We start from the raw sequence: 14,254 nt of genomic DNA on the forward strand, positions 1-14,254 counted from the left end.
CTGCTGACCGCTGAATGCTTAGGCAAAAATACTAGTAAGGTGAGCAAGTCTTACCTCACCAACACACCTAAAATTGGAGAAATACTAAACAAAATATATAGAATTCCTATGTGATTTTTGCGAAGCTAGGTATACTTTAATCTTCTATAATCCTATTGCCTTTTACCTTTTGCCCGTCTACACAAGTAAATTCACAAATCCAATTGCTATATGTCAACTTCTAATCACACCAACCTCACCGTCTCAGAAGCAAAAAAAATCCTCAACAAATTCAACTGCTTAGATATAGCACCTGTCCTGAAGCCATTGGAAAAAGCTTTAACGCGTCAGGCTATAATGTTACTCACTAGCCTTTCTGACTACCAAATTTTAGGAATTTGTGCTGAGACAGCCGAAGAAGGAATTTTGGCCATGAAAACCTATTCTCAAGCTTTCGGTTATCAAGCACCAGATAATTTACCTCACCCGGAAGGTCCCGTTTATATCAAATTAAATGGTAAAAATGGACTGTGTTATTTAGATTCCTATGCTGGTCATCATCGCGGAGTATTAGTTTCTTGTCAATCTTATCAGGAGGGGGGAGTAAATGAAATGTATGGACATTTACCCATTGATTTATTTGTTGGATAAGTAACAGGAAATAGGGAATAAGGGCTGAATCACCAATGACCAATGACTAAAATTTTATGAGTATTATTACATTACAGTCAGTTAAAAAAGATTTCGGTATCAAAGAAATATTAAAAGATGCCACATTTAGTATCGATGCCAACGATAAAGTTGGTTTAATTGGTACTAACGGTTCCGGTAAATCAACCTTATTAAAAATGATAGCCGGACTAGAAACAATTGATAGCGGTCAAATTTTAAGCAACGCTGGTTCTAAAATTATCTACTTACCCCAACAACCGGATGTAGATGAAAACCGCACAGTTTTAGAACAAGTATTTGCTGATAGCGGTGAACATACAACTTTAGTGCGGGAATATGAAGAACTTTCTGATAAATTAGCTCATTATCCAGAAGATAGTCAGCTAATGTCTCGCTTATCTAGCGTCATGCAGCGGATGGATGCAACCGGCGCATGGGAACTAGAAACCAATGCCAAAATTATTCTCACCAAATTAGGAATTGCTGACTTTGATGTTAAAGTTGGGACATTATCGGGAGGCTATCGCAAGCGTATTGCACTAGCAACAGCTTTGTTAGCTGAACCTGATGTATTACTGATGGATGAGCCAACGAACCATCTTGATGCTTTATCTGTTGAATGGTTACAAAGTTATTTAAATCGCTTTCGCGGAGCATTATTTTTAATTACTCATGATCGCTATTTTTTAGATAAAGTTACTAATAGAATAATCGAAATTGATCGAGGTGATATTTACACATACACAGGGAATTATTCCTATTATTTAGAAAAGAAAGCTTTAGCAGAAGAATCTGCGGTGAGTAGTCAACGTAAACATCAAGGTGTATTACGACGAGAATTAGAATGGCTAAAACGCGGACCTAAAGCTAGAAGTACCAAACAAAAAGCCAGAATTGAACGCGCTCATGCATTGCGTGATACAGAGTTTAAACAAGCTCAGGGTAAAGTTGATATTTCTACAGTTGGCCGACGTATTGGTAAAAAAGTTATTGAACTCAATAACATTACAAAAGCTTACAATGGTAGAACTTTAATTAATAATTTTACTTACGAATTTAGCCCCGAAGACAGAATTGGTATTATTGGTGGTAATGGTGCTGGTAAATCAACCTTAATGAATATTATCACCGGACTTATTCAACCAGATTCCGGTACTGTAGAAATTGGTAGCACAATTCATATTGCTTATTTTGACCAGCATTCTGAAGAATTGCTCACAGCAGTTAATGAAGATCAGCGCGTCATTGACTACATTAAGGAAGAAGGGGAATTTATCAAAATAGCTGACGGGACAAAAATTACCGCTTCTCAAATGTTAGAGAGGTTTTTATTTCCGGGAAATCAGCAATATGCCCCCATTCATAAACTTTCTGGTGGAGAAAAACGGCGTTTATTTCTGTTACGCTTGCTCATTAGTGCGCCTAATGTTTTGATTTTAGATGAACCAACTAACGATTTAGATGTGCAGACATTAGCAGTTCTGGAAGATTATTTAGAAGATTTTTCTGGATCTGTAATTGTAGTTTCCCATGATCGGTACTTTTTAGACCGTACAGTAGATACTATTTTTTCTCTAGAAGAAGGTGGGAATTTACGTCAATATCCTGGTAATTATTCAGTTTATCTAGATTACAAAAAAGCCGAAGAAGCAGCAGCACAACAAGAAGCAGCTAATACTCAAGAAAAGCCCAAAAATCCCACTGAGGAAAAGATACCATCTCTAGAAACGGAAACTAAAAAACGTCGTCGATTATCTAATTGGGAAAAACGAGAATTTGAACAGTTAGAAGGTAAAATTGCCCAATTAGAGGCAGAAAAAGCCGCCGCAGAAAAAGCACTGGTTAACGTTGCTCCTGGAAATTACACTCAAGTTCAAAAGTTATATGAACAACTGGAAGCACTCAAGCAAGCTATAGATGTAGGGACAGAACGCTGGTTAGAATTAGCAGAGATGGAATCCTAAATAATGATAGAGTAGATCCCCGACTTTTTTAAGAATTCGGGGATCTAATTTATAAGTATTAAGTAGTTGGTAAATCTTCCCCAGGACAAGCTTTATCTATGCTGATTACCCAAGGTATACCGTTATTAACTGGTGAACTAATACTAATTTTGGCTTTGTTAGCAAAACGCTTTAACTTATCGGCTAAATAGGGAACAGTCGTCATGATATTTTGGTAACTTTCGATATCATGACAAACCATGATTAACATTAAAATACCACCATTAGCTTTGAAATACCAATGGCAACTGGATAACAAAACGCGTACCATATTATCGCAGGCTAGGAAAAAGCGTTTTTTAGTTACTTCTTCCAGTTGGCTTATTAATACTTCACTGATTTGCGTAGTTTTATAAGTAGGCAAATCATCTGGAGATAGGTGTGGTTTAGTCATATAATTTAGTCCTTTTTGAAAAGAACAAGATACTGACGTAATCTTTGTCATTCTCGATGATCAGGTTTTAAATTACGTCAGGTTTTGAGATATTCCCATCTGATAACCGTTCACTCCCTTATGAATGTTTATATATTCGGTATTTCCTGTCTTGCAATTTTCCACATATTTTCTTTAGCAATTGATATACAAAACTACATGAATTTTTGTTGTAATTGACTGCTAATCATTATGCAGAACAGGTTTGAGAACAACTTGATTATTCTTGATTACCGTTACATAATTCTACAAACAGAATCAAACAACAACTAAGGATAATTGCATTAGCTGTACAAATAAATAGGTGAAGCTCATATTGCAGGGATGCACTTATTATAACACTCCTTTTGTCCGTGAAGTTCTGGCTGGAAGGGAACTTGCCGCCAGATTAAGTACCCAAATGATTCACACTTTGTCCCTCGTGACAACATTGTGCAGGACGCAGAATTGCGCCTGATGACTGTTAACGAGTATGCACCAGATAGCACAACCAAGCTGCCAAATAGCAATTATTCGTTTTTGTCCTCCTCTTAACGGCACACCTTGAGAAATTAGGGTAAGTGAAATATCTATTTATAGAGGTTGGTTAAAAAATCTATTAATGCTTTGGATAAACATTGCAAATTAGAATTTTCATGTAAGGTTATTTATTACCGCAGATAAAAATGGATAAACATAGATATACTGGAGCGATTATGCCAAAGCGCATACTTGTAGAAGTAAATAGTTGGTTTCAACGAGATAGAATTGTCCGTAATTTAGAAATTTTTCAAGATATTATTGTTATTTCTCTATGCGTGAGCTTATTCTGTGTGATGTTAATCAGGTTAGGAGATATGTTCCTTTCCTTTTTACATCCACTTGATTTACGACAAGTCACATCTGATATTTTGTTTATCTTGATACTGGTGGAATTATTTAGACTCTTGGTTGATTATATCCAAGAACATAGCATATCTGTAGGTGCAGCAGTAGAAATTACCATTGTCTCGGCTTTACGAGAGATAATTCTACGAGGTGTGCTAGAAATTCCCCGTGACCAAATTTTTGGAATTTCTATATTTTTATTGGTATTAGCAGGAATTTTTATTGCTATTCCTTGGATATCTAAATCATTTGGACACATCAAAATTAGTGAAGATTAAGGATTATTTTTAATTTTAATAATTTTCTCGTTCCCATACTCTGTATGGGAATGAATTATCAAGGCTCTGCCTTTTATTAAATCAGAGTCAGAGACTCCATAATAGCATTCCCAGTCAGAGACTGGGAACGAGAGATAATTTACTATTGTGATTGCCATTAGACTAAAATAGCAAAGTTGTCTAAACTGATTTTTTTCTGTATAATATCATCAGGTTACTGTGATAAAAATTTGCTAATTAGATTGATTTTGTTCACTTTTATTCCTGCATTTATGAATCATGCAGGAATATTTAATTTGTGAAAAAATGTTTGATTTCACTTGTAACTAAGGCAGGATAAACCCATATTTTTTGAATACAGCCTTAGCTTTATCGCTAGATAAAAATTGGGAAAAATTCTTAGCTGCATCAACGCTTTTACTGCGTTTGAGTATTGCTAACGGATAAATAATCGCAGAGTGATATTTTTCGTCAGCTGCGACTACAACTTTAACTTGATTAGAAATTTTAGCATCAGTCACATAAACTAAACCTGCATCTGCATTTCCACTTTCTACAGATGCTAGAACTTGACGCACATTATTAGCATAAACCAGTTTTGATTTTATCTGTTCCCAAAGTTTTAATTTTTCCAGAACTTGTTGTGCATATTGCCCTGCGGGTACGCTTCTAGGTTCACCAATAGCAATCTTTTTAACTTTTGCATCTTTGAGATTGTAGAAGCTACTAATACCAGAAATATTATTGGGTACAACCAAAACTAGGCGGTTTTTAGCGATGATGCTACGACTACCAGGAACTAAAAGATTTTTTTGATCCAAAGCATCTACTTGTCTTTTTGCAGCCGATATAAAAACATCTACTGGCGCACCTTGTTCTATTTGTTGCTGCAATGCACCAGAACTGCCAAAGTTATACGTAATTTTGATGTTGGGGTTGGTTTGTTGGTACAGGGGCTTAATTTCTTCTAGAGCATCTTGTAAACTTGCAGCAGCAGATACAAGTAAGTTGGTATTGGACTGCGCTACTACAGGGGCTGAAGTTAGGGTTGGTAAACCAATTGCTATGAGCATGGTAGTTAATGCTGTAGCAATTGATATTATTAACCTTCTTCTTTTCACTGACAAAAAGGTTTTCGAGAACTGTTCTTTCATAATAATTGATACTCAGTAGAGTATTGGCAATGTTACCAAACTTTTACCATGTAAGTTGGTAAATATTTACATAACTCTATTCTCAAAATTGTATTATACAATACATTCTTCCTTTTAGGGTTGGTATAAAGTATTTTTACCAACCAAGTTGGTTAAGTTCAACTTGCCCCAATATTGCCACTGTTATCTTTCTCATTTTGACGCAACTAACCATAATAAATATGGCACCAGATAAAGATTTTTTAATTACCTTACATGAGTTTCTTTATCCTCATAATAGATATTACGGTTAGTTCAAACCGGAGTATATAACTTTTAATGCCAATTTACAGGAATTTTCCCAGAGAGTAACCTATATCTGTAATTTACAAGCTAACGGTAAGCTTTCTCCAGAGGATGCTTACACTCAAATACAAAGGCTATGAAAGCAGTTAAAAATTTATAAAAAGCGTCTAAATATTTAGCTAAATCGTGCAATTTAAATGTCAATTTAGATGAATATTTCGGAGGTTAAATTAATTGTTTAAATATAACTATTATGTCAATTCTGATTGATAAATACCGCACTATTTATCACAGGAATCAGTATGAAATCGTCTTTAAGTTGGTATAGCAAATTTACCAACCAGCTTGGTAGAAATTTTTGATTTTGAGGTGTGAGGTCTATGTCTAGTCTTTTACGCAATTCAGCTTTACAGCCCACATTCCGCACCCTCTAGTGTCACAATCGGTTATTTGGGATTTTTGGACACATTAAAAGTTCTATTTTATACAAAAATATAGAAGTTTTAGATAGCAATCGCCAATCCCAAATCTCCAAACGACCAATTTTCGTTGTGTGACAGTTTAGGGTGCGGAAGGTAGGTGTTAATTATTATATTTATATCACAAACTTACTGAGGGCTAAAGCCCGTAGTCGGCTTTTATCCCCGACTTAAAAGACGTTCATTCCTAAAAATTTTTTGGTTTTTAGGAATTCACTATGGCTAACACCACGCTACGCTACCGGGGTTTTCAGCCTATTTTCTTATAAGGGACTTGCAAGCAATAAAAGCACCAATAACTAAGGACTTTAACGATTTTAACCTCTATACAAAATTTCATTGCGGCTGGGTGAGCCTAATTGTGGTAAAGAATTTTTTGGTGAGTGGGGAGTAAGGGCTGTAGGAACACCAGCGGATACTTGCAATTGTTTGACCAGATGTTGTAAAAGTTTGTCTTGTTCAGTCCGAAAACTCGACACATTGTAACCACGGTTGATAATCGCAAACCAAACTAAACCGCGATCGCGTGTGGGTACAACTCCTGCTAAAGCACTGACATCACTGAGAGTTCCAGTTTTCATCACAGTTGCAGATGGCATATGTCTAAACTGCATTGTCCCTCGATGATCAAAGCCGGACATAGGGAACAAGTCAGCTAAAGTCAAATTATGGGCAGATGCTTGCCGTTGTAGTGCCATGAACATAGCACAGACGGCTCTGGGAGAAATACGATTTTCTCGTCCCAGTCCGGAACCATTAATTAACTGAATTTCCGACTGTGGAACCATAGCCAGGTTAGCAGCGGTAGATTTAACTACATTTGCTCCTCCAACCGACAGGGCTAACATCTCGGCTATGTCGTTATTACTGTAAACATTCATCTCCTTAATCAATTGCTTTAACGGTAGGGAGCGATGACGGATCAGTAAAGTTTGTTGAGGGTTGGGCTGTGCTGCGACTTTAACCGTACCAGCAATAACAATTTGGGGCTTGGGTGTTCCCTTGGGCATGATTGAGTATTGGTAAATCACAGAACGATTCCAAGTTTTGTGATCTAGTGCTTGTTTAAGCAATTGACCGGCTAAAAGGGGCTGAGTTTGGAAATTCATGGCGAAATTGCCAATAATTACTAAATTTCCCTTTACCTGCTTGATGCCGATTTTGTTGAGAGCATTACCAAGAGCGATCGCTTCCTCTCCCACAAACATGGGATCACCACCACCACTAATCACCAAATCACCCTGCACTACCCCATTGACAATTGGACCTGTAGCACTAACCAAAGTTTCAAATTGATGGTCTGGACCCCAAATTTTAAAAGCTGCTAGTGAAGTTGCCACCTTAGTTAAAGATGCTGCGGGTAGAGGTATTGTACCTTGGTGATTAGCCATCAACATCGGACCCGACTGCAACCAAATTCCCTGATGCTTGATCAGATTTTCCGTCACCAGCTTAGAAGTCATCAACTCCTTGAGATATTCCTGCACTGTCATAGCTCCTGCTGGGTTTGGATCAGGGGCAATTACAAAGCCAGGACTACTTTGCCAAGCCAATGAATCTAAAGCATTTAAAGGCTTGATTTTGACCCCAGCCATATCGAGCCAAAGTGAAACCAAACCTGAACCTAATAATTCCAGCATCTTTAAATTCCTCTATCTTTGTTCATATATCTAATAACGTAAGTTGCTCCCGGAGTATGGCTTATGCCACGCGCCGCTATCAGGAGGCAAGAGGCAAAAGGTAGGAGCTTATTCTCCTCATTTCTCCATCTCCCCATCACGGTGATAACTAGCAACTTGGGTTAATAATTATTTGCCGTGCTGGCATATTGTGCCTTTCAATTCCACTTCTTACTATCTTTCAAGCTTGCCACCAGGAAAACTCAATAATCAATAGCCTAAATATAGTTCCAAACAACTTTCATGGATGCTAATCAGCGGGGAAAGGGAAAGAAAAAACCTTTACCCTTTCCTTCATCCTTTAACCTTATTTCCAAACCAATTTACAACTTCCAGGCTCAAAACCTAGTGCAGTATTGCTATAGCACCTACTTCCTTTCTGGATGGGCTTTTTCCTCTGGGGAAGGAACACCTAACTGGTTAATCACTGCAATCATCTGATACAAACGCCCTAAATCTCGTTGATTAAAGTATAAAACAAGACGAGGCAAATCAGATGTTTCATCTTGACCTTCTTGAGGTAATACCTGACTTTTCTCAATTCTGCCCTGGACAATAATGTCACTAAAGTCAGCATTCAATTGATCCACCAGAGCATCTGATAACTCGTGTCTAAGACGAATCACCAATTGATCACTTACATAGCGGCTAGAGTGATAAACTTGGTAAAAACGGGTAATGGCATTGCAAGCAACTTCCAGATTATCCGTCACCGTGTATAGACTGGGATCTTCTGGATTAACAAGACCTTTTAACACCAATTGCTGATTTATATACTGGTTCCAAGAGTGCCAATAATCACCACCTGGATGATCGATTAAAACCACAGGAACAGGTCCAAATTTACCTGTTTGGCTGAGTGTCATACATTCAAAAGCTTCATCTTGAGTGCCAAAGCCACCCGGAAACAAAGCTACAGCATCGCTTTCTTTGAGAAGAAACAGCTTGCGGGTAAAGAAATATTTAAAGTGAATAAGCTTAGGATCACCATCAATAAAAGGGTTAGCCTGTTGCTCAAAAGGCAACTGAATATTTAAACCAAAAGAATTGTCTTTTCCTGCACCTTCTTGACCAGCCTGCATAATACCACCACCACCGCCTGTCATCACCATGAATCCCAGTTGAGAAACAGCGCGAGCAAATTGAACTGCCATTTGGTAATCAGGGGTTTCTGGTGCTAAACGAGCAGAACCAAAGATAGTAACTTTGCGAACGTGTCGGTAGCCATAAAAGAGTTGGAAGCCTCTTTCCATATCTGCTAAAGCTGCAGATAGTATCTTCCAATCAAGACGCTCAATTTCACTATCAGCTAAACGAACTATGGTAGCAAGTGCCTGCTGGATAAATTGCCGATGTTTTAAGGTCGGTAAACGATCTATTAATTCAGCAATATCAGCTTGGAGAGACTCTAGTATTTCAAACGACTCTTTGAAGGTCATGAGAACTGCCACAACAATGGCATTATATTTTATGTGAACTACCTACACTGCCGCAAGCGGATACTTTTTTGCCTAAAGGCGTTTGTATAGTTTAGCAGAAGATGGGTTAAGGAGGCAGGAGGTAATACCCTTATGAACTTTTGTGTAGAAAGTTTTCTAGAGACGCAAACTTTGCGCCTCTGAAACTAATTAACAAATATTCACCTAAAACTAGACAACTCATTGACCTAAAGGTACGGAGACTCTTAAGTATCCAAAAAACGGACTCTTAAGGGTGTAATCAAAGCACCTCTAATAGCTCCACTGAGATTTAATCTCAATGTTGCCTTTACTTTTTGTTTTTTTGTCTCCACTAGTCGGGTTTTTCACGCCCTTTCAGGGAGTAAAGCAGTATTACCCTGAAATAGCACAAGGTGTAAACGCTTTAGTTGGCTTATTCAACGGAAAAGCTTTGCGTACAACCTGGCTATCAAGGACAGTAGAAACCATATACCAAGCTAGTAGTCTCTACTTCAAGGTTTTTCAGCCTTGTTTCTTATAAAATTTGTAACCAGTTCAGGTTCAAAGATACTTTTCCAAAGTGTTAGATAAGGTAGTTTTAGGCACAGCACCGACAACCATATCTACTTTTTGCCCATCTTTAAAAATCATTAGTGTGGGAATGCTGCGGATACCATACTGACTGGCAACTTGAGGATTTTCATCGGTGTTGACTTTCACAACTTTGAGTTGACCTTCATACTGAGTGGCGATTTCCTCGACGACAGGAGCTACCATGCGACAAGGACCGCACCAAGGAGCCCAAAAATCAACTAAAACGGGTACGTCGCTGTCGAGTACTTCCTGCTTAAAACTAGAATCTGTAACTTGTGAGGCTGCTGACATTCCTAAAAACCTTTGCCTATTATATTTATGAGTTTTGTGAAAATTCTACCATAGCAAAAACATCAGCTTGGAAGTCAAGGATGTACATTTGCAAAGAAGCTACGGATTTTATGCCTAAACATAAGGAACCGCCCGAACAGTAGTCCGGGCGGAGTGTGGTGTGAGGAGTGAACGGAAACATTCGTCTCCGCTATCTCTATTGTAGGCGACAGATGTGATTTTTCCAGTGATTATTTAGGGTGCTGGAAAAAATTTTTTGGTTTGGACAGTGTGGAGGCAGGAGGCAGTAGGCAGTAGACAGGAAATATATTATTCTCCCCATATCCCCAGTCTCCAGCCCCTTTATTTACCCATACCCAGTTGTTGGGCTTTTTGGTAAACTTTGCCTTCAGTTAAGAGGGAAGGAGCAATGACAACTTCAACTTGCTGCATTTCTTTGATATTTTTGGCTCCTAAAGTCCCCATACTGGTTTTTAAGGCTCCTAGAAGATTATGAGTACCATCATCTAGTCCGGCTGGACCTGTGAGTATTTGTTCTAGAGTACCGGTTGTACCAACGCGAATCCGAGTACCACGGGGCAGCAATGGGCTAGGAGTTGCCATACCCCAATGATAACCCCTTCCTGGTGCTTCTGCGGCTCTAGCGAAGGGGGAACCAATCATTACGCCATCAGCACCACAGGCGATACATTTACAGATGTCTCCACCTGTGATTAAACCACCATCGGCAATGACAGGAATATATTTACCAGTTTCCCGATAATAATCATCTCTGGCTGCGGCACAATCTGCGATCGCTGTTGCTTGAGGTACACCTACACCTAATACGCCACGGGAGGTACAAGCAGCACCAGGTCCAATTCCCACTAATACTGCGGCTGCACCTGCTTTCATTAAATCCAAGGTGACTTGATATGTAACGCAATTGCCTAATGCCACAGGTATGGGCATAGAACGGCAAAATTGGGACAAGTCAAGTGGGGTGATGGACTCTGGTGAGAGGTGGTCTGTAGAAACTACCGTAGCTTGGATAAAAAATAAATCTGCTCCAGCTTTGGCTACTACTTCACCATATTTGCTTGCGCCTACTGGAGTAGCACTCACCGCCGCAATACCGCCTTGTTGTTTAATTTCCTGAATACGTTTTTCAATTAGTTCGGGCTTTATTGGTTCGGCATAGAGTTCTTGCATCAGGGACACAAATTCATCTTTGCCGACTGAGGCAATCCGATCTAAAATCGGGTTTGGGTCAGCATAGCGAGTTTGGATACCTTCTAAATTCAGAACTCCTAAAGCCCCTAACTGGGACAAGCGCACTGCCATTTCCACATCGACTACACCATCCATGGCGCTGGCAATAATGGGGATTTCTCGCTCAATATTACCAATTTTCCACCTGGTATCCGCTAAACTCGGATCGAGTGTTCTGTTACCGGGTACTAAAGCAATTTCATCAATGCCATAGGCTCGTCGAGCCATTTTTCCCCGCCCAAGTTGAATTTCCACGCTTTCACTTTTCTCAAATCTGTTTAAGCTAGGGTATCAAATTGTGGGGATGTTGGCAGGGATTTTTTTCAATTATGTTTCGACCTATTTAGCGTCTTGTGCCTTGGATTTTGTCAAAAATAGCACCGTCATCAAAAAACTTCTTCTGCACACTATCCCAACCCCCTAAACTACCCACTGTATAAAGTTGGGCAATTTTGGGAAATTTACTCTGTACTTCTTTGGCTACAGTCGAGTTAACGGGACGAAAACCCACTTTTGCAAACTCACGCTGTGCTTCTGGTGTAAACAAAAACTTGACGAAGGCTTCCGATACTGCACGAGTACCGCGTTTTTCTACATTTTTATCAACCACAGCCACAGGTCCTTCAATAGAAATATTCGTGGAAGGCACTACGTAAGTAGTATCTGTTTTACCCTGTTGTGCTGCTAAAATTACTTCGTTTTCGTAGTTAAGTAGGACATCTCCTTGATTTTTTTTGTAAAAAGCATCACTAGATTCTCTGGCATCCTTGGGTAATACCACTACATTGCGAAATACTTGTTGGACAAAATTCAAGGCTTGGTTTTCATTACCACCATTTTTAGCAACGGCTCCCCACAAAGCTAAAAAATTCCACCTTGCACCACCAGAAGTCTTGGGGTTAGCTGTGACTATTTTTACTCCCGGTTTAGTTAAATCAGTCCAAGTTTTGATCCCTTTAGGATTACCTTGACGGGTTTCTAAAGCTACAACGGAACGGGTAATAATAGAGTTATTAGGCGCTTCTTTTTCCCAACCAGGATTAATTAAACCTGCTTGTTCGATTTTTTTGGTATCCAAGGCCAGGGCTAAGGCTACCACATCTGCTTGTAAGCCATCAATGACAGCACGGGTTTGAGAACCTGAACCACCATAACTTTCCCGAATAATCACATCCTGACCTTTTTCTCGTTTCCATTTGGACACAAACTGAGGAATGATTTTACTGTAAGCAGCTTTAGTTACTGCGTAAGAAACCAAGGTGATTTCTACTTTTTTAGTGTTTTGACTAATTAGTTGTTTATTTTGTGCAGTTCCTGCAAATACAGGAAATACCGTATTTGCACTGACACTGATTGCTAATAGTACGGTTGATGCTGTTTTTACAGGCAGGAGTTTCGCTAATTTTTCGGAGTTGTATGTCATGGGAGGTTTTCTGCGGGTATTTAAGAAATCTACGGTAACTTGCTAGGAAAGCTGTAATATCCTTACAAAAACAGAGCGTATCAGATGCAATCACGAAAATCAAGAGATAAAATACAAATTGTCTATCGACAAATGTGTGTATCATTGATTAATGATGGCAGAACAACAAATGATAATTTTTGATTATGTATTTACTCTGCTTTCGGTAATATTTTTGATGTCGGAAAAAACTAATGTCCCCTGAACCTGCTAGAATCCCCATATTCTCTATCGTGAAAGTGAAGTTTACTCTCGATTCAGATTTAAATCAGATTTAAAGGAGAACAAAGAATGAGTTTGTGGCAGCATCAACGTCTGCGGCTAAATTCGCTGAAAAGCTTTTTATCCCTGTTTTTGGTAGGGGCATTCTTGAGTTTGGCACTTACCGCTTGTACAGGTGGAAGAGAGAGTAGTTCTACTAGTGGTAAAAAACAAAATATTGATTTAACCTTGGTATCTTTTGCTGTTACCAGAGATGCTTATAAAGCCATCATTCCTAAGTTTGTGAAAAAGTGGAAGCAAGAACAAGGGCAAAATGTCACTTTTAAGCAAAGTTATGGTGGTTCAGGTTCCCAAACACGCGCCGTTATTGATGGTTTGCAAGCGGATATTGTTCACTTAGCATTAGCTTTAGACACCGAAAAAATTGAAAAAGCGGGATTAATTCAGCCTGGATGGGAAAAAGAAATTCCTAATAATGCTGTTGCTTCTAAGTCTGTAGCTGCATTAGTAACTCGTGAAGGTAATCCTAAAGGGATCAAAACTTGGGCAGATTTAGATAAAGATGGTGTCAAATTAATTACTGCCGATCCAAAAACATCAGGGGTAGCGCGTTGGAATTTCCTGGCTCTTTGGAACTCTGCAATTAAAACTGGTGGTGATGAGGTCAAAGCTACAGAGTTTGTGTCCAAGGTTTATAATAATGTTCCTATTTTAACTAAGGATGCACGTGAAGCCACAGATGCTTTTTTTAAACAAGGTCAAGCTGATGCTTTAATTAACTATGAAAATGAAATTGTCTTGGCACAGGAAAAGGGGTTGAAGGTAAATTATGTTATTCCTGACGTGAATATTTCTATTGATAACCCTGTTGCGGTTGTGGATAAGAATGTTGATAAGCATGGTAATAGGGAGGTTGCTGAGGCGTTTGTTAAGTACCTATTTACTCCTGAAGCACAACTAGAATTTGCAAAAGTTGGTTTTCGTCCAGTGGATGAAAACGTAGCAAAAACTAAGGAATTTGCTGATAAATATCCCCCAGTAAAAACGTTGGCTACAGTTCAAGAGTTAGGTGGATGGGATGCTATGCAGGAAAAGTTTTTTAATGATGGGGCATTATTTGATCAAATTCAAGCTAAAAAGCGGTAATAGGTAATTGGTGATTGGTA

At 38.8% G+C, this 14,254-nt stretch carries 10 protein-coding genes and 3 pseudogenes; 6 read left to right on the forward strand and 7 right to left on the reverse strand.

Annotated elements, in window-relative coordinates; all coding sequences use genetic code 11:
- Positions 1–210 precede the first annotated feature (210 nt).
- Positions 211–630, forward strand: a complete 420-nt coding sequence (locus H6G06_RS15730; RefSeq protein WP_190561734.1) for a DUF1824 family protein — start codon at positions 211–213, stop codon at positions 628–630.
- A 56-nt stretch (positions 631–686) separates the two neighbouring features.
- A complete protein-coding gene (locus H6G06_RS15735) occupies positions 687–2,615 on the forward strand; it encodes an ABC-F family ATP-binding cassette domain-containing protein (RefSeq protein ID WP_190561736.1) in 1,929 nt (642 codons plus the stop codon).
- A 58-nt stretch (positions 2,616–2,673) separates the two neighbouring features.
- Here the strand turns inward: H6G06_RS15735 and H6G06_RS15740 are convergent, their stop codons facing one another.
- Positions 2,674–3,048: a hypothetical protein gene (locus tag H6G06_RS15740; protein WP_190561738.1), complete on the reverse strand. Its 375-nt coding sequence runs from the start codon at positions 3,046–3,048 to the stop codon at positions 2,674–2,676.
- Between the two features lie 415 nt (positions 3,049–3,463).
- Between H6G06_RS15740 and nifH the strand changes: the two are divergent.
- Positions 3,464–3,573 (forward strand): annotated as a pseudogene (gene nifH / locus H6G06_RS15745) (nitrogenase reductase); the annotation flags it as partial.
- Positions 3,574–3,782: 209 nt separating this feature from the next.
- Positions 3,783–4,232 carry a phosphate-starvation-inducible PsiE family protein gene (locus H6G06_RS15750; protein ID WP_190561993.1) on the forward strand — a complete coding sequence of 150 codons (450 nt, stop codon included), beginning with the start codon at positions 3,783–3,785 and terminating at the stop codon, positions 4,230–4,232.
- A 326-nt stretch (positions 4,233–4,558) separates the two neighbouring features.
- Here H6G06_RS15750 and modA read toward each other — a convergent pair whose 3' ends face one another.
- The gene (gene modA / locus H6G06_RS15755; RefSeq protein ID WP_199306747.1) at positions 4,559–5,386 is read right to left on the reverse strand and encodes a molybdate ABC transporter substrate-binding protein; all 828 of its coding nucleotides are present in this window, start codon (positions 5,384–5,386) and stop codon (positions 4,559–4,561) included.
- A gap of 305 nt (positions 5,387–5,691) precedes the next feature.
- Here modA and H6G06_RS28140 point away from each other — a divergent pair.
- Positions 5,692–5,811 (forward strand): annotated as a pseudogene (locus H6G06_RS28140) (DUF7219 family protein); the annotation flags it as partial.
- A gap of 656 nt (positions 5,812–6,467) precedes the next feature.
- Here H6G06_RS28140 and H6G06_RS15760 read toward each other — a convergent pair.
- The 5 genes and pseudogenes from H6G06_RS15760 to H6G06_RS15780 form a co-directional block, all read right to left on the reverse strand.
- Complete coding sequence (locus H6G06_RS15760; protein ID WP_190561740.1) at positions 6,468–7,790, reverse strand: D-alanyl-D-alanine carboxypeptidase; 1,323 nt, start codon at positions 7,788–7,790, stop codon at positions 6,468–6,470.
- A gap of 407 nt (positions 7,791–8,197) precedes the next feature.
- Positions 8,198–9,268: an LOG family protein gene (locus H6G06_RS15765; protein ID WP_190561997.1), complete on the reverse strand. Its 1,071-nt coding sequence runs from the start codon at positions 9,266–9,268 to the stop codon at positions 8,198–8,200.
- A 561-nt stretch (positions 9,269–9,829) separates the two neighbouring features.
- Positions 9,830–10,174, reverse strand: a pseudogene (gene trxA / locus H6G06_RS15770) (thioredoxin); the annotation flags it as partial.
- 321 nt (positions 10,175–10,495) lie between these two features.
- Positions 10,496–11,659: a GuaB3 family IMP dehydrogenase-related protein gene (locus H6G06_RS15775; RefSeq protein WP_190561744.1), complete on the reverse strand. Its 1,164-nt coding sequence runs from the start codon at positions 11,657–11,659 to the stop codon at positions 10,496–10,498.
- Positions 11,660–11,747: 88 nt separating this feature from the next.
- A complete protein-coding gene (locus H6G06_RS15780) occupies positions 11,748–12,827 on the reverse strand; it encodes a sulfate ABC transporter substrate-binding protein (RefSeq protein WP_190561746.1) in 1,080 nt (359 codons plus the stop codon).
- A gap of 330 nt (positions 12,828–13,157) precedes the next feature.
- Here H6G06_RS15780 and H6G06_RS15785 point away from each other — a divergent pair, with 330 nt between their 5' ends.
- Complete coding sequence (locus H6G06_RS15785; RefSeq protein ID WP_190561748.1) at positions 13,158–14,234, forward strand: sulfate ABC transporter substrate-binding protein; 1,077 nt, start codon at positions 13,158–13,160, stop codon at positions 14,232–14,234.
- Positions 14,235–14,254: the final 20 nt, after the last annotated feature.

It is taken from the genome of Anabaena sphaerica FACHB-251 (assembly GCF_014696825.1).
GTDB lineage: Bacteria > Cyanobacteriota > Cyanobacteriia > Cyanobacteriales > Nostocaceae > RDYJ01.

What these genes read in the sequence shown, in the direction of transcription:
- H6G06_RS15730 (WP_190561734.1), top strand. Translation starts at nt 211, where the DNA reads ATGTCAACTTCTAATCACACCAACCTCACCGTCTCAGAAGCAAAAAAA.
- H6G06_RS15735 (WP_190561736.1), top strand. Translation starts at nt 687, where the DNA reads ATGAGTATTATTACATTACAGTCAGTTAAAAAAGATTTCGGTATCAAA.
- H6G06_RS15740 (WP_190561738.1), bottom strand. Translation starts at nt 3,048, where the DNA reads ATGACTAAACCACACCTATCTCCAGATGATTTGCCTACTTATAAAACT.
- H6G06_RS15750 (WP_190561993.1), top strand. Translation starts at nt 3,783, where the DNA reads ATGCCAAAGCGCATACTTGTAGAAGTAAATAGTTGGTTTCAACGAGAT.
- modA (WP_199306747.1), bottom strand. Translation starts at nt 5,386, where the DNA reads ATGAAAGAACAGTTCTCGAAAACCTTTTTGTCAGTGAAAAGAAGAAGG.
- H6G06_RS15760 (WP_190561740.1), bottom strand. Translation starts at nt 7,790, where the DNA reads ATGCTGGAATTATTAGGTTCAGGTTTGGTTTCACTTTGGCTCGATATG.
- H6G06_RS15765 (WP_190561997.1), bottom strand. Translation starts at nt 9,268, where the DNA reads ATGACCTTCAAAGAGTCGTTTGAAATACTAGAGTCTCTCCAAGCTGAT.
- H6G06_RS15780 (WP_190561746.1), bottom strand. Translation starts at nt 12,827, where the DNA reads ATGACATACAACTCCGAAAAATTAGCGAAACTCCTGCCTGTAAAAACA.
- H6G06_RS15785 (WP_190561748.1), top strand. Translation starts at nt 13,158, where the DNA reads ATGAGTTTGTGGCAGCATCAACGTCTGCGGCTAAATTCGCTGAAAAGC.